This window comes from Streptomyces sp. NPDC052109, from assembly GCF_040680195.1.
GTDB lineage: Bacteria > Actinomycetota > Actinomycetes > Streptomycetales > Streptomycetaceae > Streptomyces.
This window is the reverse complement of the sequence record NZ_JBFAWF010000017.1, coordinates 74,797-98,785: the sequence shown is the minus strand read 5'-3', so window position 1 is coordinate 98,785 and position 23,989 is coordinate 74,797. Positions and strand designations below refer to the sequence as shown.

Sequence of the window (23,989 nt, the reverse complement as noted above, 5' to 3'; positions counted from 1 at the left end):
GGGCGGCCGCTACACGGGTGTGAGGTAGCCGTCGGGCTCCCGGAAGTAGCTGCCGGCCGTGAGGCCCACCACCTTGCCGTTCTTCAGCCACTGCTGCGACATCTGGTGCAGTGTCGCGGCCTCGGTCTCCCAGACCATGGAGTGACCGGCGTCGGCGTAGCAGAACATGAGCTTCTGCGGCCCGGCGATGGCCGTGAACAGGTCCGGCACCGAGAAGTGCGCGACCGGGGGCAGCGCGGGCGAGTTGTTGGCCTGCCTGTCCAGCGCCCCGTAGATGATGAGCACCGGCACCCGGCCGCCGAGCACGGGCGTGCCCGAGTCGTCCCTGATCGGCGCCGTCTGGCTGTTCCAGCCCCACCAGTAGGTGTTCCGGTAGCGTTGAACGCCCTCGTACGATCCGTCCGGCAGCGGGCGTCCCCACTTGGCGCCGAGGTCGTCGCTGTCGAGGACGGCCTTCCACACTTCGTCCACCATGCCGGGCTCCCGCTGGTCCGGGCTGCCCTGCTCGATGTCCCAGGTGGTCTTGAAACCGCTCTTGCTGCTCACGTTCATCGGGAAGCCGAACTGGACGGCAGGCTTGGACACGGGCAGGGTCTGGGCCTCGGCCGGGCGGCCGAAGGGATCCTCGGGGTGTGTGGACCAGCGGCCGCCGGGCGGGAAGACGGGGGCCAGCAGGATCAGGCTGTCGACGTTCTCCGGGTGCTGGATGGTGTAGGGGCCCATCACGAACGCGCCCGCGGACCAGCCGACGAAGCGGATCGGCTTGTCCCGGTCGGGCGACAGCGCCCTGATGTACTTGACCACGGTGTCCAGCTCCGCCCACTCGCTCTCGGAATTGCCGAGCTGGTTCGGGTAGGGCGCCGGCGTGGGGCACAGCGCCGACAGCGGGTTGGGGACCAGGACCGACTGCTGGGCCGGGTTGGCGTTGCAGGGGTCGTCCATCTTGGGCCGTGGGGAACGTCCGTTGCCCTGCAGGTCCATGAGGAACACGTCGTAGCCGTTCTGCGCCAGCTCCTGCGCCCAGCTGTACCGGGTCTGCGAGCCACCGAGGCCGAAGTCGTGCGGCAGGACGAGGTCGAATCCCGCGACCACCGGGGCGCTTCTGCCATGGAGCATCAGCACGGGCTTGGTGTCGGGGACGTTGTTCTTCCTGTACTCCCGGACGAACAGGGTGACCTCTTCGCCACGGTTCGCCGGGATATTGGAGACGTGCGGGACGTGATAGTCCGCGGTGATCAATGCGGACATGGTGGTACTCCGATCCGGAAAAAGAGTGCGGGGCACCCCCCTGGAGCGTGGCACATGCCGCTGTCAAAACCTCCCTATTCCACCGTGCTCGCCCCCGGCACACCTCGCAACTCGGCGGTAATCAGGGCTAGTTGACTGGTCAACGGGGAACGGAGGTGTCTGTTGAACGCAAAACGGGTGTGGCCCGAGCCGCGAGGGCTCGGGCCACACCCGGGGTGCCGGTGCGAGGTGTCAGGGCAGCTGGGCCGCCCGCGCCTCACGGCGGTTGTCGCGGAAGTTGTTCACCCGCCGAGCCGTGGCGAACAACGGAATCACCGCGCCCATGACCAGCTGCAGCGCACAGCCCGTCTGGAGGAGCAGCTGGCCGCTCGGGGCGTCGAAGGCCCACGCCGCCAGCAGGCCCATGGACAGGACGATCCAGGACAGCATCGCCCCGGCCAGACGCCCGCGCGGCTTCGGGTACTCCACCCGGCTCACCATCAGCCACGCCGTACCCAGGATCGCCAGCAGCGTCGCCACGAAGGGGAGCTCCAGCAGGACGATGGAGACCACCGTCAGTGCCCCGAACGGGCTGGGCATGCCCTGGAACATGCCGTCCTTCATGGTCACGCACGAGAAGCGGGCCAGGCGCAGGACGACGGCCAGGAGCACCACGATTGCCCCGAGCGCCGCCATTCTCTGGTGCGCGTCGTCCGCGACCATGCCGTAGACGAGGACGAAGTAGGCGGGCGCGAGCCCGAAGCTGATCAGGTCGGAGAGGTTGTCCAGCTCCGCGCCCATGGGGGAGGAGCGCAGCTTGCGGGCCACCAGTCCGTCGAACAGGTCGAAGACGGCCGCGCAGAGCATCAGGATGACGGCCGTGGCGGCGCTGTGCCGCGCCATGCCCGCGGACTCGTCGTTTCCTGTCAGGTGCGGGATCAGGATGCCGGTGGTGGTGAAGTACACCGCCATGAAGCCGCACGTGGCATTGCCCAGGGTGAGGGTGTCCGCTATCGACAGGCGCAGAGAGAGGGGCATCTCCTCCTCGTCGTCCACGTCGTCGGCCTCGGGCACCCAGCCGGCCTGGGTCTCCGGATCAATCACGGTCAATGCGAGTCACCCCAGCCACGGTCTTCTGTCCGACCTCGACCGCCACCTCCACGCCCTCGGGCAGGTAGAGGTCGACACGCGAGCCGAAGCGGATCAGACCGATTCGGTCGCCCTGCTCGACCTTCGTGCCCTGAGGGATGTAGGGCACGATGCGGCGGGCCACCGCGCCGGCGATCTGGATCATCTCGATGTCGCCGAGTTCGGTGTCGAAATGCCAGACTACGCGCTCGTTGTTCTCGCTCTCCTTGTTGAAAGCCGGAACAAAGCCGCCGGGGATGTGCTCGACGGACGTCACCGTGCCCGCGAGGGGCGCGCGGTTGACGTGGACGTTCAGCGGGCTCATGAAGATCGCGACGCGGGTGCGCCCGTCCTTCCACGGCATGATGCTCTGCACCACACCGTCGGCGGGCGAGATCACCCGGCCGGAGCCGATCTCGCGCTCGGGGTCGCGGAAGAACCACAGCATGCCCGCGGCGAGCGCGGTGGCGGGCACGGCCACGGCCCTGGCCGCGCCGGAGCGGCGGGCGCGGGCCAGGCTGAGGGCTGCGGTGGCGACGGTCGGGAGAAGCCACGGCGATGCTCCGCGCGCGAGGCGTACGCCGGCTCGGCTGTCGCGAGGTGCAGAGGTTTGGCTGTGGGGCATGGATGACCTTCGTAGCGGATGATGCCGCGCAAGACGGGGGACGGCGGCTTTCCGGGATCGTACCGGTCGCGGGCTACAACTGGGCAAGCCAGCCAGCCGAGTCGGCGGCTGAAGACCCTCTACGGGGTGTGATCTTCTTCTCGAAGAAAACACCCCGTATCCGGACAATCAGCCCTGGAATCGATACTCTTCGAGCAGCCTGCGCCCGATGATCATTTTCTGGATCTCGGCGGTGCCTTCACCGATGAGCAGCATCGGGGCCTCGCGGTAGAGGCGCTCGATCTCGTACTCCTTGGAGAAGCCGTAGCCGCCGTGGATCCGGAAGGCGTCCTCCACGACCTCCTTGCAGTACTCGGAGGCCAGGTACTTCGCCATCCCGGCCTCCAGGTCGTTTCGCTCCCCGGAGTCCTTTTTGCGTGCCGCGTTGACCATCATGGCATGCGCGGCCTCGACCTTGGTGGCCATCTCGGCCAGTTTGAACTGAATGGCCTGGTGCTGCGCGATCGGCTTGCCGAAGGTGTGTCGCTGCTGGGCGTACTGCACACCGAGCTCGAAGGCCCGCTGGGCGACGCCGCAGCCGCGCGCCGCCACGTTGACCCGGCCGACCTCGACGCCGTCCATCATTTGGTAAAAACCTCGGCCGGTGACGCCGCCGAGCACCCGATCGGCCGGTACCCGCAGGCCGTCCATGATCAGCTCGGTGGTGTCGACGCCCTTGTAGCCCATCTTCTCGATCTTGCCGGGGATGGTCAGGCCCGGACGGACCTCGCCGAAGCCCGGCTCCTTCTCGATCAGGAAGGTCGTCATCGACTTGTGGGGCGCCGTGCCCTCGGGGTGACCCTCGTCACTCCGGACGAGAACCGCCACCAGGGACGAGGTGCCGCCGTTCGTCAGCCACATCTTCTGGCCGTTCAGGACGTACTCGTCGCCGTCCTTGACCGCCTTCGAGGTGATCGCCGACACATCGGAGCCCAGACCCGGCTCCGACATCGAGAAGGCGCCCCGGATGTCGCCGGCCGCCATCCTCGGCAGGAAGTGGTCCTTCTGCTCCTGTGTGCCGTGCTGCTTGAGCATGTACGCGACGATGAAGTGGGTGTTGATGATGCCGGACACCGACATCCAGCCGCGGGCGATCTCCTCCACGCACAGCGCGTAGGTGAGCAGCGACTCGCCCAGGCCCCCGTACTCCTCGGGGATCATCAGACCGAACAGGCCGAGTTCCTTCAGGCCGTCCACGATCTGCTGCGGGTACTCGTCGCGGTGCTCCAGCTCGGTCGCGACAGGAATGATCTCTTTGTCGACAAAGTCCCGGACGGTGGAGAGGATCTCCTGCTGGACGTCGGTCAGACCGGCGGTCTGGGCGAGACGGGCCATGGCTTACTTCTCCTGCTGCTTCAGCTCGGGGCGGCCGGGCTGCTCGCCGCCGCGCTCCTTGATGTACGTCTCGGTGGGCACCATGACCTTGCGCCGGAAGACGCACACCAGGGTGCCGTCCTGCTTGTAGCCCTTGGTCTCGACGTAGACGATCCCGCGGTCGTTCTTCGACTTCGACGGCCACTTGTCGAGCACGGTGGTCTCGCCGTAGATCGTGTCGCCGTGGAAGGTCGGCGCCACGTGCTTGAGCGACTCGATCTCCAGGTTGGCGATCGCCTTGCCGGAGACGTCCGGCACCGACATGCCGAGCAGCAGGGAGTAGATGTAGTTCCCGACCACCACGTTCTTGCCGAAGTCCGTCGTCTTCTCGGCGTAGTTGGTGTCCATGTGGAGCGGGTGGTGGTTCATCGTGAGGAGACAGAACAGGTGGTCGTCGTACTCCGTGACCGTCTTGCCCGGCCAGTGCTTGTACGTCGCCCCGACCTCGAACTCCTCGTAGGTGCGTCCGAACTGCATCGCGCTCAGGCCTCCGGGATCTCGAACTTCGACGTGCGCTGCATGCCGGCGGCCCGGCCCTTGCCGGAGATGACCAGGGCCATCTTGCGGCTGGCCTCGTCGATCATCTCGTCGCCGAGCATCGCGGAGCCCTTCTTGCCGCCCGCCTCGGACGTGTAGTAGTCGTACGCGTCCAGGATCAGCTCGGCGTGGTCGTAGTCCTCCTGGGAGGGCGAGAAGATCTCGTTGGACGCCTCGACCTGGCCCGGGTGCAGCACCCACTTGCCGTCGAAACCGAGGGCGGCGGCGCGCTGGGCGACCTCGCGGTAGCCCTCCACGTTGCGGATCTGCAGGTAGGGGCCGTCGATCGCCTGGAGGTTGTTGGCACGGGCGGCCATCAGGATCTTCATCAGGATGTAGTGGTAGGCGTCCGCCGGGTAGCCGGGCGGCTGCTCGCCCACGACCAGCGACTTCATGTTGATGGACGCCATGAAGTCGGCCGGGCCGAAGATGATGGTCTCGACGCGCGGGGAGGCCTGCGCGATCGCGTTGACGTTGTTCAGGCCCTGCGCGTTCTCGATCTGCGCCTCGATGCCGATCTTGCCGACCTCGAAGCCCATGGTCTTCTCGATCTGGGTCAGCAGCAGGTCGAGGGTGACGATCTGCTCGGCGTTCTGGACCTTCGGCAGCATGATGCAGTCGAGGTTCTGGCCGGCGCCCTCGACGACCGTGACGACGTCCCGGTACGTCCATTCGGTGGTCCAGTCGTTGACGCGCACGACGCGCGTCTTGCCCGTCCAGTCGCCCTCGTTGAGGAACTTCACGATCGTGTGCCGCGCCTCGGGCTTGGCGAGCGGCGCGCAGGCGTCCTCCAGGTCCAGGAAGACCTGGTCCGCGGGGAGCCCCTGCGCCTTCTCCAGGAAGCGCGGGTTCGAGCCCGGCACGGCCAGGCAGGAGCGCCGCGGGCGAAGGCGGTTGACGGTCGTCATGCGGGGACCTCCAGGGGGTCGAGCTTGTTCGCTTTCCGGATCTCGTCGACGATGCGGCCGATGATTCCGGTGATGTCGAAGTCCTTCGGGGTGAAGACGGCGGCCACTCCGGCGGCCCTGAGCTGCTCGGCGTCACCATTCGGGATGATGCCACCGGCGATCACCGGTATATCTGTGGCACCGGCCACACGCAGCCGCTGGAGCACGTCCGGCACCAGCTGGGCGTGCGAGCCGGACAGGATCGACAGGCCCACCGCGTGCACGTCCTCGGCGAGGGCGGCGTCCACGATCTGCTCCGGCGTCAGGCGAATGCCCTGGTAGACCACCTCGAAGCCGGCGTCGCGGGCCCGTACGGCGATCTGCTCGGCGCCGTTGGAGTGACCGTCCAGGCCCGGCTTTCCGACCAGGAAGCGAAGCTTGCCGACACCCAGCTCACGGGCGGTGGCGTCCACCTTGGCACGGACCTCGGCGAGCGCGGAGCCCGGCTCGGCGGTCACCGCCACCGGCGCGGACGACACCCCGGTGGGCGCCCGGAACTCGCCGAACACCTCGCGCAGGGCCCCGGCCCACTCGCCGGTCGTGACGCCGGCGCGGGCGCACTCCAGCGTGGCCTCCATCAGGTTGTCCGTGCCCTTGGCGGCCTCCTTCAGCCGCTCCAGCGCCTTGCAGGGGCGCGGGTGGTTGAAGGGCGGCTGGTAGCGCGTGTCGCGCCAGTTCTCCAGCCCGGCGATGACGCGGGCCTCGACCGCCGGGTCGACCGTCATGATCGCGGTGTCCAGGTCGGCCGTCAGCGGGTTCGGCTCGGTGCCCTCGAAGGCGTTGACACCGATGATCTTCTCCTCGCCGGACTCGATCCGGGCCCGGCGCTCGGCGTGCGAGGAGACCAGCTGGGACTTCAGGTAGCCGGACTCCACGGCGGCCATCGCGCCGCCCATCTCCTGGATGCGGTCGATCTCCGCGAGGGCGTCGGTGACCAGTTGGTCCACCTTCGCCTCGATGACCTTCGAACCCTCGAAGATGTCCTCGTACTCCAGCAGGTCGCTCTCGTAGGCGAGCACCTGCTGGATGCGCAGCGACCACTGCTGGTCCCAGGGCCGGGGCAGCCCCAGCGCCTCGTTCCAGGCCGGCAGCTGCACGGCACGCGCGCGTGCGTCCTTCGACAGCGTCACGGCGAGCATCTCCAGCACGATCCGCTGGACGTTGTTCTCCGGCTGCGCCTCCGTCAGGCCGAGCGAGTTGACCTGGACGCCGTACCGGAACCGGCGCTGCCTGGGGTCCTCGATGCCGTACCGCTCCCGGGTGACCCTGTCCCAGATGCGGCCGAACGCCCGCATCTTGCACATCTCCTCGATGAAGCGGACGCCCGCGTTCACGAAGAAGGAGATGCGGGCGACCACGTCACCCATGCGCTCCTGCGGCACCTGGCCGGAGTCGCGCACGGCGTCGAGGACGGCGATCGCGGTGGACATCGCGTACGCGATCTCCTGCACCGGCGTGGCCCCGGCCTCCTGCAGGTGGTAGCTGCAGATGTTGATCGGGTTCCACTTGGGGATGTGGGAGACCGTGTACGCGATCATGTCCGTCGTCAGGCGGAGCGACGGACCCGGCGGGAAGACGTGCGTCCCGCGGGACAGGTACTCCTTGACGATGTCGTTCTGGGTCGTGCCCTGGAGCTTGGTGATGTCCGCGCCCTGCTCCTCGGCGACGACCTGGTAGAGCGCCAGCAGCCACATCGCGGTGGCGTTGATCGTCATCGAGGTGTTCATCTGCTCCAGCGGGATGTCCTGGAACAGCCTGCGCATGTCACCGAGATGGGCCACGGGCACGCCCACCCGGCCGACCTCGCCGCGGGCGAGGATGTGGTCGGAGTCGTAACCGGTCTGCGTCGGCAGGTCGAACGCCACCGACAGACCGGTCTGTCCCTTGGCGAGGTTGCGCCGGTACAGCTCGTTGGACGCCTCCGCCGTCGAGTGGCCGGCGTACGTCCGCATGAGCCACGGACGGTCCTTCTGACGCTCTGTCATCTATGGCTCTCAGACGTTGCGGAAGCGGTTGATGGCGTCGATGTGCTTGGCGCGCATCTCCTCGTCGCGCACGCCGAGGCCTTCCTCGGGGGCGAGGCACAGCACGCCGACCTTGCCCTGGTGCAGGTTGCGGTGGACGTCGTAGGCCGCCTGGCCGGTGTCCTCCAGGGAGTACGTCTTGGAGAGGGTCGGGTGGATCTTGCCCTTGGCGATGAGGCGGTTGGCCTCCCAGGCCTCGCGGTAGTTCGCGAAGTGCGAGCCGATGATCCGCTTCAGCGACATCCACAGGTAGCGGTTGTCGTACTCGTGCATGTAGCCCGAGGTCGAGGCGCAGGTGGTGATGGTGCCGCCCTTGCGGGTGACGAACACGGAGGCGCCGAAGGTCTCGCGGCCGGGGTGCTCGAAGACGATGTCGATGTCCTCGCCGCCGGTGAGCTCGCGGATGCGCTTGCCGAAGCGCTTCCACTCCTTCGGGTCCTGGGTCTGCTCGTCCTTCCAGAACTTGTAGCCCTCGGCGTTGCGGTCGATGATCGCTTCGGCGCCCATGGACCGGCAGATGTCCGCCTTCTGGTCGCTGGAGACGACGCAGATCGGGTTGGCGCCGCCTGCCAGGGCGAACTGGGTTGCGTAGGAGCCGAGGCCGCCGCTCGCGCCCCAGATCAGGACGTTGTCGCCCTGCTTCATCTGGGCGCCGTTCCGGGAGACCAGCTGGCGGTAGGCGGTGGAGTTCACCAGACCCGGGGCCGCGGCCTCCTCCCAGCTGAGGTGGGCCGGCTTCGGCATCAACTGGTTGGACTTGACGAGTGCGATCTCGGCGAGGCCGCCGAAGTTGGTCTCGAAGCCCCAGATGCGCTGCTCGGGGTCCAGCATGGTGTCGTTGTGGCCGTCGGAGGACTCCAGCTCGACGGACAGACAGTGGGCGACGACCTCGTCGCCGGGCTTCCAGGCGTTCACGCCCGGGCCGGTGCGCAGGACGACGCCCGCGAGGTCGGAGCCGATGATGTGGTACGGCAGGTCGTGCCGCTTGGTCAGCTCGCTGACCTTGCCGTAGCGCTCCAGGAACCCGAACGTGGACAGCGGCTCGAAGATCGACGTCCACACCGAGTTGTAGTTGACCGAGGAGGCCATGACGGCCACCAGGGCCTCGCCCGGGCCGAGCTCCGGCACGGGGACCTCGTCGAGGTGGATGGACTTGCGCGGGTCCTTGTCGCGGGTCTCGAGGCCCGCGAACATCTCGGTCTCGTCCTTGTGCACGGTGATGGCGCGGTACGAGTCGGGAAGCGGCAGGGCGGCGAAGTCGGCGGGCGTGGCGTCCTTCGACTGGATCGCGTCCAGGATGTCCTTCACGGTCACGGTGTTGCCTCCGGCGGTGAGCGCCCTGAGGGAGGGGCGCTGGGGATTCGTCGGTGCTGCGATGAGTGCTGCTGAGGGTTTTGAGAGGTGCCGTCGGTTCGGCTCGGGGTGTTTCTGCAGCGCTTTGTGGCGCGGGAGGTTGCCTGTGACGCAGGCGTCCGGGCGCGCAGGCCATGAGCTTGCGGGGACAGCCGGCGAGCGAACGGTCTCTGCTCGCCGGCCGCCCGGACACCACCAACGTATGACACCGCGTGTCAGGCGGCAAGGCACTGAGTGCCAGAAGTTCGGCTCAGGTGAAATCTTTACGTAACAAATGAGCGATGATCGATCGAACGGCTCCTGAAATCTGCTCGAAAACGGGCTCTGACATGGCAAAACGGCCACCCCGAGGGGTGGCCGTCGTCACAGCGCGGGAGCGGCGGGAGCGGGCTCAGCGCTCCTTCAGGGCCTCCTCGATGGTCCGCATGACCTCGTCCAGCGGGGCGTCGGTGCGGGCCACGGTGACGAGCACCTCGCCGTGCGCGGACGCCGTCGCCGGCGCGGAGCCGGCGGCGGGCTTCGGCGCCGGACCGCGACCGGCCCCGATCCCGGTGCCGAAGGTCTTTCGTACGATCGCGAAGGCGTGGTCCAGTTGCGCCTCGACGTCCCCCTGGCCGCCCGCCCGCAGCCAGCGCCTGAGGACGTGGTTGTGGGCGGTCACGACGGCGGAGGCGGCCACCTCGGCCAGCAGCGGGTCGTCGTTGGCGTCGTCGGCGTGCGCGTGCTCGTCGAAGTGGCCGAGGAGATAGCGGGTGAACAGGCGCTCGTAGCGGGCGACCGAGGCGATCTCCGCCTCCCGCAGGGTGGGCACCTCGCGGGTGAGCTTGTAGCGGGCGACCGAGATCTCCGGCGCGGCCGCGTACATCTTCATGACTTCCTTGATGCCCCGGCACACCGTGTCGAGCGGGTGCTCGTGCGCGGGGGCGGCGTTGAGCACCGCCTCGGCGCGGATCAGCGTGTCGTCGTGGTCCGGGAAGATCGCCTCTTCCTTGGAACGGAAGTGGCGGAAGAAGGTGCGGCGGGCGACCCCGGCGGCGGCCGCGATCTCGTCGACGGTGGTCGCCTCGTACCCCTTGGTCGCGAACAGCTCCATGGCTGCGGCCGCCAGTTCTCGGCGCATCTTGAGCCGCTGGGCCGCCGCGCGACTGCCTGCGGCACTTTCCGGCGCGTCGGGCGTAGCTGGTGTACGTGAGGACTTGGCGGGCTGGGACATGACCCGAACGTACTGCATGTGCGCAGTTCGGTGCGCGGGTGAGGGGTTTCCCCCGCCCCAGGAGGGCGGGGGCACGTCCCCGGGGTCGAGCAGGCCGCCCCAGTCCGTCTCCGCGTGCGACCAGTCGCCGGCGCCGTCAGCGGCGGGCATACTCGCGGAAGCCGCGGCCGGTCTTGCGGCCCAGGCAGCCGGCGGCCACCAGGTGCTCCAGCAGCGGGGCCGGGGCGAGGCCGGGGTCGCGGAACTCGCGGTGCAGGACCTTCTCGATGGCCAGCGAGACGTCCAGGCCGACCACGTCCAGCAGCTCGAACGGGCCCATCGGGTAGCCGCCGCCGAGCTTCATCGCCGCGTCGATGTCGTCCAGGGACGCGTAGTGCTCCTCGACCATCTTGATCGCGTTGTTGAGGTAGGGGAACAGCAGCGCGTTCACGATGAAGCCGGCCCGGTCGCCGCAGTCCACCGCGTGCTTCTTGATCTTCGCGCAGACCTCGCGGACGGTCGCGTGGACGTCGTCGGCCGTCAGCACGGTCCGCACGACCTCGACCAGCTTCATCGCCGGCGCCGGGTTGAAGAAGTGCATGCCGATGACGTCCTGCGGGCGCGAGGTGGCGCGGGCGCAGGCGACGACGGGCAGCGAGGAGGTGGTGGTGGCGAGGACCGCGCCGGGCTTGCAGACCTTGTCCAGCGCGGCGAACAGCTGCCGCTTGACCTCCAGGTCCTCGGCGATCGCCTCGACGGCCAGGTCGACCTCGGCGAAGGCGTCGTAGGACCCCGCCGGGGCGATCCGGTCCAGGATCTGCGCGGCGGCCTCGGCCGTCAGCCGGCCCTTGTCGACGGAGCGGGCGAGCGATTTGCCGATACGGGCCTTGGCGGCCTGCGCCTTCTCCTCGCTGCGGGCGGCCAGGACGACCTCGTAGCCCGCCTTGGCGAACACCTCGGCGATGCCGGAGGCCATGGTGCCGGAGCCGGCGACGCCGACGGAGCGGACTTCGCGCCCCTGGGCCGTCGCGCCCTCCGCCGCCGGGGTCAGCGCGTCCGGCACCACCGTGGCGCTGCCCGGCGCCGCGTAGGTGTAGAAGCCACGCCCGGACTTGCGGCCGGTCAGGCCCGCCTCGCTGAGCTGCTTCAGGATCGGGGCCGGGGCGTGCAGCCGGTCGCGGGACTCGGCGTACATGGCCTCCAGGACGGTGCGCGCGGTGTCGACGCCGATCAGGTCCAGCAGCGCGAGCGGGCCCATCGGCAGGCCGCAGCCGAGCCGCATCGCCGCGTCGATGTCCTCGCGGGAGGCGTACCGGGCCTCGTACATCGCCGCGGCCTGGTTGAGGTAGCCGAACAGCAGGCCGTCCGCGACGAAACCGGGACGGTCGCCGATCGCGACCGGCTCCTTGCCCAGCTCGATCGCGAGGTCCGTGACCGCGGCGACGGCCTGCGGGGCGGTCAGCACGGAGGAGACCACCTCGACCAGTTTCATCGCGGGCGCGGGGTTGAAGAAGTGCAGGCCGAGCACCCGCTCCGGACGGGCCGAGTCGGCGGCGAGGCGGGTGACGGACAGGGCGTTGGTGCCGGTCGCGAGGATCGTCTCCGGGCGGACGATGCCGTCCAGCTCGCGGAAGATCTGGTGCTTGATCTCGTACGACTCCGGGGCCACCTCGATGACGAGGTCGGCGTCGGCCGCCGCGGTGAGGTCGGTGGCGGTGCGGACCCGGGCGAGGGCGTCGGCGCGCTCCTGCTCGGTGAGCCTGCCACGCTCCACGGCGCGGGCGGTGGAGGCCTCGAGAGCGGCGACGGACCTCGCGGCCTGGGTCTCGCTGACGTCGATGCCGATCACCTCGCGGCCCGCCTTCAGGAGGACCTCGGTGATACCGGTGCCCATGGTGCCGAGGCCGACGACGGCGATCGTCTTGAGCGTGGACTGAGGGGTGCCGGACTGGGGGGACAGGGGAGTGGCCATCGCGGGACTCCAGGAATGAGGGTGACGACGAGGAACGCACCGGGTGCGCCGAGGGGCGCACCGCGGAGCGGAAAGGAGTGCGGGTGTCGCCGGGCTGCGAGCGCACACGCCCGGTGCCGTCGGTGCCACGGGCGCGCACACGCCCGTGAACGGCAGGGAATCCGACCGGCCCTGTCCCGGAGCCGGGTCGTACAGCGGTACACGTTCGTACCGAACCGACCAGCGCTGCCGACGGCTGCGTCACCAAACCGTCGAGAGCGGAAACGCGAGTGGGTAACTCGCTCGTCTGAGCTTAACCGGCCAGTAACGAGCGCGCCAGCCCTGAGTGCGGCCCGACTTTGTGATGTAGCTCCCTCAGGCCTCGCCACCCGCCTACGCTGGGCTTCGTGGACGAAGAGTTGCGATCGCTCACGGAGCGCGTACGGCGCGAGTCGCGCGGAACGGCGGCGTTCGACCGGCTGCTGGCGACCGAGGACCACGACGAACTCGCGGAGGTGCTCATCGCCCCCGGACAGCCGTTGTGGGCCAGGGAACTGGCCGCGTTCCGGCTCGGCCTCGCCGGCGACCGGCGCGCCTTCGAGTCGCTGGTGCTCCTGCTCAACCACCGCGACCCCCCGCGCTGTGCCTCCGCCGCCCACGCGCTCGCCCGCCTGGGCGACCCCCGCACCGCCCGCGCGGCGGCCGCCCTCGCCACCAACGAACTCCGCGTGGCCTACGCCCTGCACCCGGTGCGCCTCCTCACCGACCTGCGGGCCCCTGAGTCCGTGCCCGCGCTGATCACCACCCTGGAACGCCGGCTCCGCCCGCACGACCCCTACCGCAAGGTCGCCCTCGCCTGCGTGGAGGGCCTCGGAACCCTCGGCGACCCCCGCGCCCGCCGGGTCCTCAACGAGGCCCTGGCCCATCCGGCCCTCGCCGAGGCGGCGGTGCGGGCGCTGGCGCGCATCCCCCAGCAGCAGGAGGCGACCTGACGTCCGGTCAGCCCGGCAGCTCCCTGACGCACCGGGCTTCGGGCACCGGCACACCGCCCGCCTCGAAGGGCTCCTCGGCGCCGTCCGGCCGGAAACCGGCGCGCTCGTAGAAGCGGCGGGCGGGGGTGTTGTCCCGCAGCACCCACAGGAGCATGCGCGGATACGTGGAGCACCGCTCGACCGACGCGTTCAGCAGCGCACGCCCGACCCCGTGGCCCAGATGCCCGGGATCGACGTAGAGCGCGTACAGCTCGGCGTCCGTGGCGGGGGTGCCGCCCTCCCGGTACGGCCCGTGCGCCGCCCAGCCGAGGAGTTCGCCGCCCACCACGGCGACCAGGTTCACGACGGAGCCGCCCCTCTGACCGAACCGGGCCCGTCGCCGCTCGGCGTCCGCCGCGACGCTGAGCGCGTCGAGGTACGACTGTGGCATCAGCCCCCGATAGGCGTGCTGCCAGCCGCGTACACGGATCTCCGAGACCCGGTCGCAGTCGGCGAGGGTCATCTCCCGGACGACCGGAACGGTCACTCGCCGACCACCGCGAGCGCCTCGACCTCCATGAGGAACTCCGGGGCCACCAGCGCCGCCACCTGGACCGCGGAGGACGCCGGGAGGCGGTCGTCGGATATGTGGGCGGCTCGGGCCGCGCGGATCGCCGGGAGGTGAGCCGTGTCGGTGACGAAGTAGGTCAGTTTGACCACGTGTTCGAAGCCGGCTCCGGCCGCGGCCAGGCAGCGCCTCAGGTTCTCGAACACCTGGCGGGCCTGGGCCGCGGGGTCGCCCTCGCCGACCAGCCTGCCCTGCTCGTCCAGAGCGAGCTGGCCGGAGACGGCGACGAGGCGGCCGGTCGCCGAGACGACGTGGCTGTACTGGGTCGCGGGGGCCACGCCGTCGGGGGCGGTGACGCGGGTCGGTTCAGTCATGGCTCCATGGTGGAGCACGCCACTGACAACGCCTGCGACGGGGCACGCGGTTGGTCGTCCCGGCGGGCTTCCGTCCTACCGCCGGAAGCCCAGCAGGGCGTGCAGGGTCGAACCGCGTGACGACGTCGACGCCGCCTTCGCCTCAAGAGGCTTCGGATCGGGCGACTTCCTGCACACCGCGTCGGCGGGACCGGAGCCCCGTGGCACCTTTCCGTCCGTCAGATACGTGGCCAGATACCGGTCCAGGCAGGCGTTGCCGCTCAGCGTGATGCCGTGGTTGCCGCCGCCCTCCTCGACCACCAGGCTGGAGCGGGCGAGCAGCCGGTGGACCGTGACACCGCCGGGGTACGGCGTGGCCGCGTCGTCCGTCGCCTGGAAGAGCAGCACCGGAGGCAGCTTGGCGTTGGCGATGTCCACCGGCCTGCGCCTCGCGGTCGGCCAGTACGCGCACGGCGCGTTGTACCAGGCGTTGTTCCAGACCATGAAGGGCGCTTTGTCGTACACCTGCCAGGCGTCGGCGCGCCAGCGGTTCCAGCCGCCGGGCCAGGAGGCGTCACGGCACTGCACCGCGGAGTAGACGCTGTAGCCGTTGTCGCCCGAGCCGTCCACGGCACCGTAGTTCTCGTACGCCTCCACCAGCGGCCCGGCGTTCCGTTCGCGCGTGTACGCCGTGAACGCCTCCGCGAGGTAGGGCCAGTAACCGTCGTAGTAACCGCCGGTGATGAAGGTGTCCTCCAGTTCGGAGGCGCCCACCCTGCCCCCGGCCGGCCGCTTCGCCAGGGCCGCGCGCATCGCGTACCACCTGGCCTCGATCTTCGCGGGGTCCTTGCCGAGGTGGTACGTGGAGTCGTACCGGGCGATCCATGCCATCAGCGCGCGGTGGCGGTCGTCGAAGGCGTAGTCCTGGCCGAGGTTGTCCTCGTACCAGACACCGGTCGGGTCGACGATCGAGTCCAGCACCAGGCGGCGGACCCGCTGCGGGTACAGCTTCGCGTAGACCGCGCCGAGGTAGGTGCCGTAGGAGTAGCCGAAGTAGCTGATGGTGCGCGCCCCGAGGGCCGCGCGGATGGAGTCCATGTCCCGTGCGGCGCTGACGGTGTCGATGTACGGCAGCAGCCCGGCGTACTTGCGCCTGCAGGCGGCGGCGAAGGACCTGGCGCGCGCGAGGTTGGTCCGCTCCAGCGCGGCCGTGGCGGGCACGGTGTCCGGACGCGCCGCCCTGAAGTGGCCCGGTGCGCAGTCCAGGGCCGGGCTGCTCCGGCCGACCCCGCGCGGGTCGAAGCCGATGACGTCGTACCGCGCGGCGACGCGGCTGGGCAGGGCCGAGGCGACGAACCCGGCGAGCGCCAGGCCGCTGCCGCCCGGCCCGCCCGGGTTGACCAGCAGCGGGCCCTGGGACGTCCTGGCGGTGTGCGGGACGCGGGAGAGGGCGAGCGTGATCTGCCGGCCCGACGGATGCGCGTGGTCCAAGGGCACCTTCAGGGACGCGCACTGGAGCGTCGGGTAGGCGCCGGTGCCGCACTTCTTCCAGGCCGGACGTGCGGCGGGGGCCGTCGCCGGGGCCGCGTGTGCGGGCAGGGCGGTGACCGAGCCGGCCAGCACGGCGGCGGCCGCGCACAGCACGGCTGCGCGTGTTCTCATGCGTTCTCCCGGGACGGAGGTGTCGGCGGACCGTGAGGGTCACATCATTCGCCGCATCGTCCCGGAATCGCTGTTCTGAAGAGCGCGTTATAGGCATAGTTGACCCGATTGGGTCGCCCGAAGCCCTCGAACGCCCTCACCCGAGGGCCGGTACCGCTCTCACATGAGGGTGAGTTGGGTCGGTTCGCTCACGGGCAGTGGTCCGGCCGCGGTCAGGGCGTCGGCCGGTTGCGGCGGGCGGATCCGGCGGGCCAGGCCCGGGCGGGCGGGCCCGATGCCGTACTCCTGTGCCAGCTCGTGCACCTGACGGGTGATCCGGCGCTGGTACCACTTGGGCGCGTAGGCGCCCTCCGCGTACAGCCGTTCGTAGCGCCGCACCAGGTGCGGATGGTGCTGCGCCAGCCAGGCCATGAACCACTCCCGCGCACCGGGACGCAGATGCAGCGCGAGCGGGGTCACCGAGGTGGCCCCCGCCTCCGCGATCGCCCTTACCGTGGCACGCAGTTGGGCCGGATGGTCGCTCAGGAACGGGATGACCGGCGCCATCAGCACCCCACAGCCGATGCCGTGCTCGCCCAGGGTGCGCACGACGTCCAGGCGGCGCTCCGGCGCGGGCGTGCCCGGCTCCACCGTGCGCCACAGTCCGGGGTCGAGGAAACCGACGGAGACCGAGATGCCGATGTCCGTCACCTCGGCGGCCCGGACCAGCAGGTCCAGGTCGCGCAGGATCAGAGTGCCCTTGGTGAGGATCGAGAACGGGTTGGCGTGCTCGGTGAGGGCGGAGATGATGCCCGGCATCAGCCGGTAGCGGCCCTCGGCACGCTGGTAGCAGTCGACGTTCGTGCCCATCGCCACGTGGTCGCCCTGCCAGCGGCGGGACGCGAGCTGGCGGCGCAGCACGTCGGGCGCGTTCACCTTGACCACGATCTGGGTGTCGAAGCCGACGCCGGTGTCGAGGTCCAGATAGCTGTGCGTCTTGCGGGCGAAGCAGTACACGCACGCGTGCGTGCAGCCCCGGTAGGGGTTGACGGTCCACTCGAACGGCATGCGCGAGGCGCCCGGCACCCGGTTGAGCACCGAGCGCGCCCGTACCTCGTGGAAGGTGATGCCGCGGAACTCGGGCGTGTCGAAGGTCCGGACGGTGACGGACTCCGCGCCGAACAGCGCGGCCTCGCCGGCCCGGCCGTGCTCGGCCGCCTCCCCGGACGCGGTGGACGTCGTGGACCCGACGGTGAGGTTCTCCCAGCGCATGACGCCTCCTCGCTAGCACTGCGCCACACAATAGAACATCTGTTCCCATGATCGTGCGCCCCTGGTGGGGACCCATGACGGCGACCCCCGATTTGGTGGCCGGGCACCGGGGTGGTTGGCTTGCCCCAACCCCGAGAAACCAGGTCCTGGAGGAACGCAATGGCGCAGGTCGAGGCCACTACGGAGCGGGTCGTCGCGGCGGACGCGGAGAAGGTGTTCGACGCCCTCGCCGACTACCGCGGCACGCGGCAGAAGCTGCTGCCCGAGCACTTCAGCGAGTACGAGGTCCGCGAGGGCGGCGACGGCGAGGGCACCCTCGTCCACTGGAAGCTCCAGGCCACCAGCAAGCGGGTGCGCGACTGCCTCGTGGAGGTCAGCGAGCCCACCGACGGCGAGCTGGTCGAGAAGGACCGCAACTCCTCCATGGTCACCACCTGGCGCGTCACTCCCGCGGGCGAGGGGAAGTCCCGGGTCGTCGTCAGCACCACCTGGAAGGGCGCCGGCGGCATCGGCGGCTTCTTCGAGAAGACCTTCGCGCCCAAGGGGCTCGGCCGGATCTACGACGCCATGCTCGCCAAGCTCGCGGCCGAGGTCGAGAAGTAGCTCCAAGGCTCCACCGGTGAAGGGGTGTTGCGCCCCTTCACTGGTTCGAGTGGATCTCCCCCTCGTCCGGAACGATGCCGTGACTCACCGCAGTTGTTCACAGTTGACGCTCAATGCGGGAATTGTGACAGGTGTGACGAGGGGAGCGGTACGTGGGCGGCACGACACTCGTGGAGCAGGAGCCGGTGGTGACACCGGCCGGGGAAGAGACCGCCGTCGCGCCGCAGGCCCCCGCACCGGACGCCGAGATCGGCGCGCGCCGGGTGCGGCTGGTGTTCTTCGGGCTGATGCTCGCCCTGCTGCTCGCGGCGCTCGACCAGATGATCGTCGCGACCGCGCTGCCCAAGGTCGTCGGCGAACTGCACGGCCTGGACCGGATGTCCTGGGCGATCACCGCCTATCTGCTCACCTCCACCATCGGCCTGCCCCTCTACGGCAAGCTCGGCGACCTGTTCGGCCGCAAGGGGGTCTTCCAGTTCGCCATCGCGGTCTTCGTCGTCGGCTCCGCGCTCGCCGGCCGGGCCCAGTCCATGGACCAGCTGATCGCCTTCCGCGCGATCCAGGGCGTCGGCGCGGGCGGCCTCATGATCGGCGTACAGGCGATCATCGCCGACATCGTGCCGCCCCGCGAACGCGGCCGCTACATGGGCCTGATCGGCGCCGCCTTCGGTCTCGCCTCCGTAGCCGGGCCCCTGCTCGGCGGCTACTTCACCGACCACCTCTCCTGGCGCTGGTGCTTCTATGTCAACGTCCCCTTCGGTCTGGTCACGCTCGCCGTCGTCACCCTGGTCCTGAAACTGCCGAAGCCGCGGACCCGCGGCCGCCTCGACGTCCTCGGCGCGCTGCTGCTCGCCGCCGCCTCCACCTGCCTGGTCCTGCTGACCAGTTGGGGCGGCACGGAGTACGCCTGGGGGTCCCGGCAGATCATCGGCCTCGGCGGCGGCGCGTTCGCCGCCGTCGTCCTCTTCCTCGTCGCCGAGCGGTTCGCCGCCGAACCCCTCATCCCGCTCAGGCTGTTCCGCGACTCCGTCTTCGACGTCAGCGGCCTGGTGGGCCTCGTGATCGGCGTCGCGCTGTTCGGCGCCGCCAGCTATCTGCCGACCTTCCTGCAGATGGTCGACGGGGCCAGCGCCACCGAGTCCGGCCTGCTGATGCTGCCCATGATGGCCGGGATCGTCGGCGCCTCCATCATCGGCGGGCAGCTCATCAGCCACACCGGGCGCTACAAGATCTTCCCCGTGCTCGGCGGTGCCGTCTCCGCCGTCGGCATGTGGCTGCTGTCCCGCCTCGAAGTCGACACGCCCCGGCTGCAGTACAGCATCTGGATGGCCGTCCTCGGCGCCGGCATCGGCATGGTGATGCCGGTCCTCGTCCTCGCCGTGCAGAACTCCGTACGCCCCGCCGACCTCGGCACGGCCACCAGTGCCAACAACTACTTCCGGCAGATCGGCGGGAGCGTCGGCGCCGCGATCTTCGGCACCCTCTTCGCCAACCGGCTCACCGACGCCCTGCGCAGGGAGCTGCCGCAGCGCGCCGGCGTCCGGCTGCCCGACCCCGAGTCCATCACCCCGCAAGCAGTCCACGCGCTGCCCCCGGCCCTGCGCGACGCCTACATCCGCGCCTACGCCGACGCGATGCCCCGGATCTTCCTGTACCTCGTCCCGGTGCTCGTCCTCGGCCTGCTCATCGCCTTCTTCCTCAAGGAGAAACCCCTGGTGTCCCACCACACCGCCGCATCCGAGTCAGAACAAGAGACCGTGAACGCCCCGATCCCGCAAGCCCGCACCCAGCCTTCGCCCGGGGCGACGCCGCCTTCGCCCCGCTCGTCCTACGCCGCCGGGATTCCCGTCTGCGGCACGGTCCAGCACCCCGACGGCACCGTCGTCCCCCGCGCCGCGCTCACCCTCATCGACGTCGCCGGAGTGCAGATCGGGCGGGGCGCGAGCGGCGAGGACGGACGGTACGCGCTCAGCACGCCCGGTTCCGGCTCCTACGTGCTGATCGCCGCCGCCGGCGGCCACCAGCCGCAGGCCGTATCCGTCACCGTCGGCGAACGACCCGTCGAACTCGACGTCGTCCTCGGCGGCGCCGGACGACTCGCCGGCAGCGTCCTGACCGCCGACGGCACCCCCGTGCGCGACGCCGCCGTCACCCTCACCAATGTGCACGGCGAGGTCGTCGCCACCACCCGCAGCGGCCGCGAGGGCGGCTACGTCATCACCGAACTCGTCGCCGGCGAGTACACCCTCGCCGCCAGCGCCCCCGCCTTCCGCCCGGCCGCCCTCCCGGTCAGCGTGCAGGCCTCCCGGGAGACCCGGCAGGACGTCGAGCTCGCGGGCGGCGCCGTGCTGAGGGGCACCGTGCGGGCGAGCGGCGGACGGCCCGTGGAGGACGCGCGCGTGACGCTCCTCGACGCGGCGGGCAACGTCGTCGACACGCTCACCACCGGAGCGGACGGAACGTTCCGGTTCGTCGACCTCTCCTCCGGCGAGTACACCGTCATCGCCGCCGGTTACCCGCCGGTCGCCACGGTGCTCCAGGTCGCCGGCGGCGGCCGCACCGAACGGGACCTGCAACTGGGCCACGAGGACTGAGCCGCGGCGCCCGCAGGGGCGCTGAGCTGCGCGCCGGTGCGATCATGTGAAACCAATTCCAGGATTGCCACACATCGCGACCGGCCGCCGCCGTACCGTAGTGGCGGGCGGCACAGATCGATCGCGTACAGCCGTGGGGAGAGAGGGCCTGGGCCATGGACCGTGGCAGCGAGCGGGACACACCTCCCGGGCGCGGTGCCGGCAGCGCGGGGGCGGGCCGGATTCCGCTGGCCGTGGTCGTCGTCGACCGCGACGGCCTGGTGTCCCACTGGAGCAGCGGCGCCCGGCGCCTGTTCGGCGTGAGCCGGGAGGGGGCCGTCGGGCGAGCCGCGGCCGACCTGCTGCCCGTCTCCGGCGCCCTCCCCGAGGACCTGCGCGGCGACGCGATGCCGGACGCCTACGAGGAGTACGGCGGGTTCGGCCCCGACCTGGAGTCCTCGCTCGGCGGGCACACCGCGTACGCCACCGCAGGCCGTGCCCGGCTCTTCCCGCACGGGCAGGCACCCGACGCCGAGCGGCTCGACGTGCTGTGGTGGGCCTACCCGCTGATCGGCCCCGGCCCGTCCCGGCTGCTCGTGCTCGCCGCCGACGCCACCCGGCTGCGCGACGAGCGCGGCTACGACGACGAGACCGCCGAACGCATCTCGCCCGGCTTCGCCCGCCACACCGAACTGCCCGCGTCCGAGGAACTGGAACGGCGGCTGCCCGAGATCCTGCCCAACATGGGCCCGGACCCGAGCGGCCGCATCGTCTCGCAGGTGCTCGAACTGGGCTACCCCGTACTGGAGTTCAGCCAGTTCGACCGGGTGCCCGTCACCCCGTACTGGGGCGTGCCCCGGCGGCCCGGCCGGCAGCGCGCCGAAGCCGTCGTACGGCAAGTGCGGCCGGCCGCCGCCGTGGTCCCGGAGGGCGCCGAGCAGGACCTGGAGTACGCCGCCGTGCGCGAGCGGCTGGAGTTCCTCAACGAGGTCAGCTCCGCCATCGGTTCCTCCCTCGACCTCGGCGAGACCATCCGCGAGGTCACCAGCGCCGCCGTACCCCGGTTCGCGGACTTCGCCGGCACCCATCTGCGCGCCGCCGTCCTCGCCGGTGAGGGCTTCCCGGACGGCCCGCCGGACGCGCAGACCGTGATGTTCCGGGTGTGGGTCGAGCACAACGACGAACCCGGCCGCTGGGACGACACCGTGCCCGTCGGCGAGGCCTTCGCCTTTCCCGAGCACACCCCGTTCTACAAGTGCATGGTCACCGGCGAACCGGTCCTCATCCCGAGGGTCACCGAGGAGCTGTCCGAGCGCATCGCCGGCGAGTTCGAGAAGCGCGACCTCAGGCCGCTGATCGGCGGCCGCTCCCTGCTGATCGTGCCGCTCAAGGCGCGCAACGTCGTCCTCGGCTTCATGGTGCTGATGCGCCGCCCGGACCGCCCGGCCTTCGACGACATGGACCGCACCACCGGCGCCGAACTCGCCGCCCGCGCGGGCCTCGTGCTCGACAACGCCCGCATGTACACCTACCAGGAGAACGTCGCCGACACCCTGCAGGACAGCATGCTCCCGCAGGTCGCCCCGCGGATGCCCGGGTGCGACATCGCCACCCGCTATCTGCCGGGCACCCGGCTCGGCCGGATCGGCGGCGACTGGTTCGACACCATCAAACTGCCCGGCTCGCGCACCGCCCTCGTGGTCGGCGACGTCATGGGCCACGGCCTCAACTCGGCGGCGATGATGGGCCAGTTGCGCACCGCCGTGCAGACCATGGCCGCCATGGAGACCCCGCCCGCCCAGCTGCTGCGCAACCTCGACGACCTGGCACGCCGGCTCGGCGAGACCTACCTCGCCACCTGCCTGTACGCGGTCTACGACCCGATCCGCGGCGAACTGCACCTCGCCAACGCCGGACACATCCCGCCCGTGCTGGTCCGCGCCGAGGACGGCAGCAGCGAGCTGCTGGAGCTGCCCACCGGTGCCCCGATAGGCGTCGGCGGCGTCCCGTTCGAGGCCATCCGGGTCGAGGTCCGGCCCGGCGACCGGCTGGTGCTGTGCACCGACGGGCTGGTCGAGGTGCGCGGCTCCGACATCGGCGAGGGACTCGCCGCGCTCTGCGAGTCCGCCGCGCACCCGGCGGCCTCCATGGACGACGCCTGCGACACCATCATCCGCGCCCTGAACACGCGCGGCGGCCGCAAGGACGACGTGGCCCTGCTGATGGCCCGTCTCAACGGCATTCCCGACGACCACGTCGCCGAATGGCGGCTCGACGCCGACCCGCGCCAGGCCGCCCGGGCCCGCCGCCTGGTCCGCGAGCAACTCCTCCAGTGGGGTCTGCCGCAGGCCGTGGAGACCGCCGAGCTGCTGGTCAGCGAGGTCGTCACCAACGCCCTACGGCACGCGGTGAGTGAGCCGGTCGGGCTCCGCGTGGTGCGTACCGACGCGCTGCTGTTCGAGGTCACCGACGACGAACCGGCCCTGCCCGCCATGCTGGGCGCCGAGCCCTACGACGAGGCGGGCCGCGGTCTGCGTGTGGTCAGCCGGCTGGCCCGGGAATGGGGCGCCAGCGCCACCGGGCACCGTAAGACCGTCTGGTTCGAACAGGCCCTGTCGGGACGGAGATGACGAGGGGGGCGTGCGGTCTGCGGATGCGCGCCCCTCGAGTTGGCCAGGGCCCGCACTTCCGGTGAAGGAGGCCTCCCGCCCCTTGCCTAGCTCCGGGCCTTCGCGATATCCCGATCACGGAATCGAACCGTGGGGAGATCGCATGAACGTCTCGGACAAGTACCGCAGCAACTGGGAGAGTTACTGGAGCGAGACCTCCGACGGGGCAGGCGAGGCGATCTGGGACTGCGATCCCGCCCTGTCCGCCGAACCGTACAGCGCCCTGCTGCTGCCCCACGCGGACCCGGCGCGCACCATCGTCGACCTCGGCTGCGGCAACGGCACCCAGACCCGCTACCTCGCGACCCGGTTCGCCCGAGCCGTCGGCGTCGACCTCTCGCACGCCGCCGTCGAGCACGCCCGCCGCGCCACGCAGGACGACGCCGTGGAGTTCCAGCAGCTCGACCTCACCGACGCGGGCGCCGTACGCGCCCTGCACGAGCGGCTCGGCGACGTCAACGTCTACATGCGGGCCGTCATCCACCAGAGCGAGCCCCAGGCGCGGCCCGGGGTCGCCGCCGCCGTCGCCGAGCTCATCGGCAGCGAGGGACGGGCCTTCGTCGTCGAGCTCACCTCCGGCTCCCGGGATGTGCTGGGGCGCGCCGCGTCCCAGCAGGGCGGCCCTGGGCCCAAGCTGCAGCGCGTCTTCCACCACGGCCTCAAGCCCGCCGACGCCGACGACGCGGAGATCCCGCGCCTGCTCGGCGAGGCCGGCCTGAAGGTCCTCGCCGAGGGCGGCACGTCCCTGCCCCAGACCGAGTACCTGGCCGACGGCACACGCATCGACCTGCCGGCCCACTGGTACGTCCTGGCCGGCGCATAATCGGACGGCCGAGGGCGCTCCGGGGTGCGCGGGGAGCGTCTGCGGGCGCTGGTGGACACCTGGAAGGGGCTGCCGCGTCTGGACCGCAAGTCCGACGACGAGCTGTGGCATCGGTTCTC

General features: G+C 70.5%; 19 protein-coding genes. 5 read left to right on the top strand and 14 right to left on the bottom strand.

The genetic code is table 11. From position 1 onward, the window contains the following. Positions 1-9: 9 nt before the first annotated feature. From AB0L59_RS29270 to AB0L59_RS29225, 10 genes are all read right to left on the bottom strand, one after another. Positions 10-1,248 carry an alpha/beta fold hydrolase gene (locus AB0L59_RS29270; RefSeq protein WP_365589433.1) on the bottom strand — a complete coding sequence of 413 codons (1,239 nt, stop codon included), beginning with the start codon at positions 1,246-1,248 and terminating at the stop codon, positions 10-12. A gap of 231 nt (positions 1,249-1,479) precedes the next feature. Next, positions 1,480-2,301, bottom strand: coding sequence for a CDP-diacylglycerol--serine O-phosphatidyltransferase (gene pssA, locus AB0L59_RS29265; RefSeq protein ID WP_365589559.1), 822 nt, complete (start codon positions 2,299-2,301; stop codon positions 1,480-1,482). Between the two features lie 22 nt (positions 2,302-2,323). Then, positions 2,324-2,980 carry a phosphatidylserine decarboxylase gene (locus AB0L59_RS29260; RefSeq protein WP_351562273.1) on the bottom strand — a complete coding sequence of 219 codons (657 nt, stop codon included), beginning with the start codon at positions 2,978-2,980 and terminating at the stop codon, positions 2,324-2,326. Between the two features lie 168 nt (positions 2,981-3,148). Further along, positions 3,149-4,354 (bottom strand): acyl-CoA dehydrogenase family protein, encoded by a 1,206-nt coding sequence (locus AB0L59_RS29255; RefSeq protein ID WP_356339721.1) that lies wholly within the window; start codon positions 4,352-4,354, stop codon positions 3,149-3,151. 3 nt (positions 4,355-4,357) lie between these two features. Then, on the bottom strand, positions 4,358-4,870 hold the full coding sequence (locus AB0L59_RS29250; RefSeq protein WP_365589431.1) for a MaoC family dehydratase: 513 nt from the start codon (positions 4,868-4,870) through the stop codon (positions 4,358-4,360). A 5-nt stretch (positions 4,871-4,875) separates the two neighbouring features. After that, positions 4,876-5,838 carry a CoA ester lyase gene (locus tag AB0L59_RS29245; RefSeq protein ID WP_365589429.1) on the bottom strand — a complete coding sequence of 321 codons (963 nt, stop codon included), beginning with the start codon at positions 5,836-5,838 and terminating at the stop codon, positions 4,876-4,878. After that, positions 5,835-7,862, bottom strand: coding sequence for a protein meaA (locus AB0L59_RS29240; RefSeq protein ID WP_365589427.1), 2,028 nt, complete (start codon positions 7,860-7,862; stop codon positions 5,835-5,837). Before AB0L59_RS29240 ends, AB0L59_RS29245 begins: the two co-directional genes overlap by 4 nt. Positions 7,863-7,871: 9 nt before the next feature. After that, positions 7,872-9,215 (bottom strand): crotonyl-CoA carboxylase/reductase, encoded by a 1,344-nt coding sequence (gene ccrA, locus AB0L59_RS29235; protein WP_365589425.1) that lies wholly within the window; start codon positions 9,213-9,215, stop codon positions 7,872-7,874. Between the two features lie 430 nt (positions 9,216-9,645). Beyond that, on the bottom strand, positions 9,646-10,467 hold the full coding sequence (locus AB0L59_RS29230) for a TetR family transcriptional regulator (protein ID WP_365589423.1): 822 nt from the start codon (positions 10,465-10,467) through the stop codon (positions 9,646-9,648). 136 nt (positions 10,468-10,603) lie between these two features. Next, the gene (locus tag AB0L59_RS29225; RefSeq protein WP_365589422.1) at positions 10,604-12,418 is read right to left on the bottom strand and encodes a 3-hydroxyacyl-CoA dehydrogenase family protein; all 1,815 of its coding nucleotides are present in this window, start codon (positions 12,416-12,418) and stop codon (positions 10,604-10,606) included. A gap of 386 nt (positions 12,419-12,804) precedes the next feature. On the opposite strand from AB0L59_RS29225, the gene AB0L59_RS29220 reads away from it, so the two are divergent. Beyond that, entirely contained in the window at positions 12,805-13,389 is a 585-nt protein-coding gene (locus AB0L59_RS29220; RefSeq protein ID WP_365589420.1) for an adenylosuccinate lyase, read from the top strand. Between the two features lie 7 nt (positions 13,390-13,396). On the opposite strand, the gene AB0L59_RS29215 is transcribed toward AB0L59_RS29220, so the two are convergent. From AB0L59_RS29215 to AB0L59_RS29200, 4 genes are all read right to left on the bottom strand, one after another. After that, entirely contained in the window at positions 13,397-13,915 is a 519-nt protein-coding gene (locus AB0L59_RS29215) for a GNAT family N-acetyltransferase (RefSeq protein WP_365589418.1), read from the bottom strand. Next, positions 13,912-14,310: a RidA family protein gene (locus tag AB0L59_RS29210; protein WP_365589416.1), complete on the bottom strand. Its 399-nt coding sequence runs from the start codon at positions 14,308-14,310 to the stop codon at positions 13,912-13,914. The genes AB0L59_RS29215 and AB0L59_RS29210 overlap by 4 nt, the downstream gene beginning before the upstream one ends. A gap of 75 nt (positions 14,311-14,385) precedes the next feature. Continuing rightward, entirely contained in the window at positions 14,386-15,951 is a 1,566-nt protein-coding gene (locus AB0L59_RS29205; protein ID WP_365589414.1) for an alpha/beta hydrolase, read from the bottom strand. Between the two features lie 159 nt (positions 15,952-16,110). Continuing rightward, on the bottom strand, positions 16,111-17,202 hold the full coding sequence (locus tag AB0L59_RS29200; RefSeq protein WP_365589412.1) for an Rv2578c family radical SAM protein: 1,092 nt from the start codon (positions 17,200-17,202) through the stop codon (positions 16,111-16,113). A 159-nt stretch (positions 17,203-17,361) separates the two neighbouring features. Between AB0L59_RS29200 and AB0L59_RS29195 the strand changes: the two genes are divergently transcribed. The 4 genes from AB0L59_RS29195 (at position 17,362) to AB0L59_RS29180 (ending at position 23,870) form a co-directional block, all read left to right on the top strand. After that, the gene (locus AB0L59_RS29195; RefSeq protein WP_365589410.1) at positions 17,362-17,805 is read left to right on the top strand and encodes an SRPBCC family protein; all 444 of its coding nucleotides are present in this window, start codon (positions 17,362-17,364) and stop codon (positions 17,803-17,805) included. A 152-nt stretch (positions 17,806-17,957) separates the two neighbouring features. Further along, the gene (locus tag AB0L59_RS29190) at positions 17,958-20,399 is read left to right on the top strand and encodes an MFS transporter (protein ID WP_365589408.1); all 2,442 of its coding nucleotides are present in this window, start codon (positions 17,958-17,960) and stop codon (positions 20,397-20,399) included. Positions 20,400-20,554: 155 nt separating this feature from the next. Further along, on the top strand, positions 20,555-23,008 hold the full coding sequence (locus AB0L59_RS29185) for a SpoIIE family protein phosphatase (protein ID WP_365589406.1): 2,454 nt from the start codon (positions 20,555-20,557) through the stop codon (positions 23,006-23,008). A gap of 142 nt (positions 23,009-23,150) precedes the next feature. After that, positions 23,151-23,870, top strand: a complete 720-nt coding sequence (locus AB0L59_RS29180; protein ID WP_365589404.1) for a methyltransferase domain-containing protein — start codon at positions 23,151-23,153, stop codon at positions 23,868-23,870. The last annotated feature ends 119 nt before the right edge of the window (positions 23,871-23,989 follow it).